The sequence below is a fragment of the Mesorhizobium sp. M2A.F.Ca.ET.067.02.1.1 genome, from assembly GCF_004023285.1.
In the GTDB taxonomy this organism is placed as follows: domain Bacteria; phylum Pseudomonadota; class Alphaproteobacteria; order Rhizobiales; family Rhizobiaceae; genus Mesorhizobium.
On sequence record NZ_RZSB01000794.1, the window covers coordinates 1 to 2,663 of the forward strand.

Here is a 2,663-nt window from a genome sequence, read left to right on the forward strand (position 1 = left end):
TATACCGCACTTGCTGCCCGCTCAGGGTCCAAGAAACTCGCCATCATCGCCGTCGCAAGGAAGCTCCTGGTCGTCCTCAACGCCATCATGCGCGACAAAACCGCATTCGCGTGAACACAGTTGCCATGCCGTGACGTCGAAGCGTTGCCGCGGTGCAGAATTCTGCTCCGCTGCGCCATACGATCAAGGTCACCGAATGGATCCTCGGGTCTGCGCGCCGCTTCGCGTCGCTCCGCCCGTGGATGACGAGGCAGGGCCGCTCAGCTCTGATAGATAACGGGGAACCAGTCCTCGCGCAGTTTCTGGCCCGGCTTCATGTCGTGGCCGGGATAGGGCGGCGAGGTGCGGCCCGGCCGTTCGACGTAGTGCGCGTCGTCGCCGACCCAGCGCAGCGACAGCGCCCGGCGTCGCGCCGAGGTCAAATTGCCGCGCGCGCCATGCGCCGTGCGGAAATCGAACAGGATGGCGTCGCCCGGCTCCATCTCCCATTCGAGCACCTTCATCGAGGGATCGTTGTCGGGGTCGGGCACCGGCAAATAATCGCCCTCGCCGGCATAGAAATTGGCGTCGTTCAGCCAGCGCACCGGCAGCACCATCTTTTCCCATTTGTGCGAGCCGGCGATCAGCCGCAGCGTCGCTTCCTTCACCGGATCGATCGGGATCCAGAAGCTCACCGTCTGGCTGCCATCGACGAAGTAATAGGGAATGTCCTGGTGCCAGGGCGTCGGCTTCTGCGTGCCGGGCTCCTTGACCAGGACGTGGTCGTGGAAGAACTGGGCGCTGCGCGATTGCATGACGGCGGCCGCGAGTTCTGCCGCAGGCGATTCCCTGACAATCCTGACGAATTCCGGGATGCGCTCCCAATTGCAGTAGTCGTCGAAGAAACTGCCCTTGCCGCCGGCGATGTCGGAGGCCGTGGCGCTGCGGTTCTGGATATTGCGTTCAATGCCGTCGGCGATGACGCCGACCCAGTCCGTGAAGGCGCCGCGGATGCAGACCGCGCCCTCACGCTGGTAATCGGCAATCGTCGCGGCGTCGATCTTCGGGCTGGCCATCGTGCTCTCCTGCTTGTCGATGACCGACTATCGCAAGAGCCGCACATTGCGTAAAATAATAACTTGTCATCTCGCTTATAGTTTTGACCTATGAAGTTCACACTCACCCAGTTGCGCTACGTCGTCGCCGTCGCCCGCTATGGCAGCGTCACCATGGCGGCCCAGGCGCTGAACGTGTCGCAGCCGTCGATCTCGGTGGCGATCGACCATGTCGAGGACGCGCTCGGCCAGAAAATCTTCGTGCGCCAGCGCGGCAGCGGCGTTGCGCTGACGTCCTTTGGCCGGAGGGCCGTCGCCAAGGCAAGGCAAGTGCTGGGCGAGGCGGACGAGCTGGCGGCGCTCGGTTCGCGCGATGCCGATGTCGGCGGCGAGCTGGTGCTCGGCTGCTTCGAGGACCTGGCGCCCTATTTCGCGCCGGCGCTGATGCGCGCCTTCGCCGAGCGCTGCCCGGCCGTCACGGTCGTCATCGGCGACGAGACCTTCGAGACGCTGGGGCGGCGCCTGGCCGACAGCGCCGTCGATCTCGGCCTCACCTATGATCTCGGGCTTCCAGGGCATTTCAAACGCGTCCTGCTGCATGAATTGCGGCCGCACGCGCTTCTGCCGACCGGACATGTGCTGGCGGACAAGCACGCCGTCAGCCTGGCCGAGCTCGCGCAGCATCCGCTGATCACCACCGACCAGCCGCACAGCTGGCAGCACATGCTGGACCTCTTTCTCAGCCGCGGCCTGTCGCCGATAGCCCGGGCGACGACGAGCTCGTTCGAATTGCAGCGCTCCATGGTGGCCAACGGCTTCGGCGTCGCCGTCAGCTATACCAGGCCCCATGGCGACCGCAGCTATGACGGCCTGCCGCTGGTCTTAAAGCCGCTCTCCGATCCGCTGCCGATGCAGCGCATCATCCTGACGCATGACACGCGCCAGCGCCTGTCCAAGGCGGCCGTGGCTTTCATCGAGGTCGCCAAGGCATGGTTTGCCGGTCACGATGTTTTCACCGCCTGAGTTTTCAGCGCTTGAGCGACACCACGGCCGCTTGACGGCGCTGCCTGCTGCTGCCACTCCAGCGTGATGGAAACCGTCCAGTCGAAAGCGATCCAGGGCCGCGTCGCCGATGCGCCGAGCGGCCATTGGGTCTACCGCGTGCTGCCGCGCTGGCTCTGGCCTTATGCGCAGCTTGCGCGCTGGGACCGGCCGATCGGCTGGCAGCTCCTGTTATGGCCCTGCTGGTGGTCGGCAGCGCTTGCCGCGGGCGCCTATCCGCGTCCGACCGACCCGCTGCTGACGCTGCTTCCGGCGCCCTGGTATCTGGTATTGTTCTTCGTCGGCGCCGTCGCCATGCGCGGCGCCGGCTGCACCTATAACGATCTCGCCGACGAGGACATCGACAACCAGGTCGAGCGCACCCGCTCGCGGCCGCTGCCGGCCGGCAAGGTGACGCGCCGCCAGGCATGGATCTTCGTCATCATCCAGGCGCTGGTGGGCCTGGCCGTGCTCTTGCAGTTCAACAGCTTCGCCATTCCGCTCGGCATCGCTTCGCTCGTGATCGTCGCGGTCTATCCCTTCATGAAGCGCATCACCAACTGGCCGCAATTCGTGCTGGGCTTAGCC

General features: G+C 65.2%; 3 protein-coding genes. 2 read left to right on the plus strand and 1 reads right to left on the minus strand.

Going from position 1 to position 2,663, the window contains the following annotated elements:
- Nucleotides 1-260: 260 nt before the first annotated feature.
- On the minus strand, nt 261-1,055 hold the full coding sequence (locus EOA28_RS31875; protein ID WP_189342308.1) for a phytanoyl-CoA dioxygenase family protein: 795 nt from the start codon (nt 1,053-1,055) through the stop codon (nt 261-263).
- A 90-nt stretch (nt 1,056-1,145) separates the two neighbouring features.
- On the opposite strand from EOA28_RS31875, the gene EOA28_RS31880 reads away from it, so the two are divergent.
- Both EOA28_RS31880 and EOA28_RS31885 read left to right on the plus strand, forming a co-directional pair.
- A complete protein-coding gene (locus EOA28_RS31880; protein ID WP_127253392.1) occupies nt 1,146-2,057 on the plus strand; it encodes a LysR family transcriptional regulator in 912 nt (303 codons plus the stop codon).
- Between the two features lie 66 nt (nt 2,058-2,123).
- Nucleotides 2,124-2,663: UbiA family prenyltransferase (locus tag EOA28_RS31885; RefSeq protein WP_128315662.1), on the plus strand; the 540-nt coding region annotated here is incomplete at its 3' end.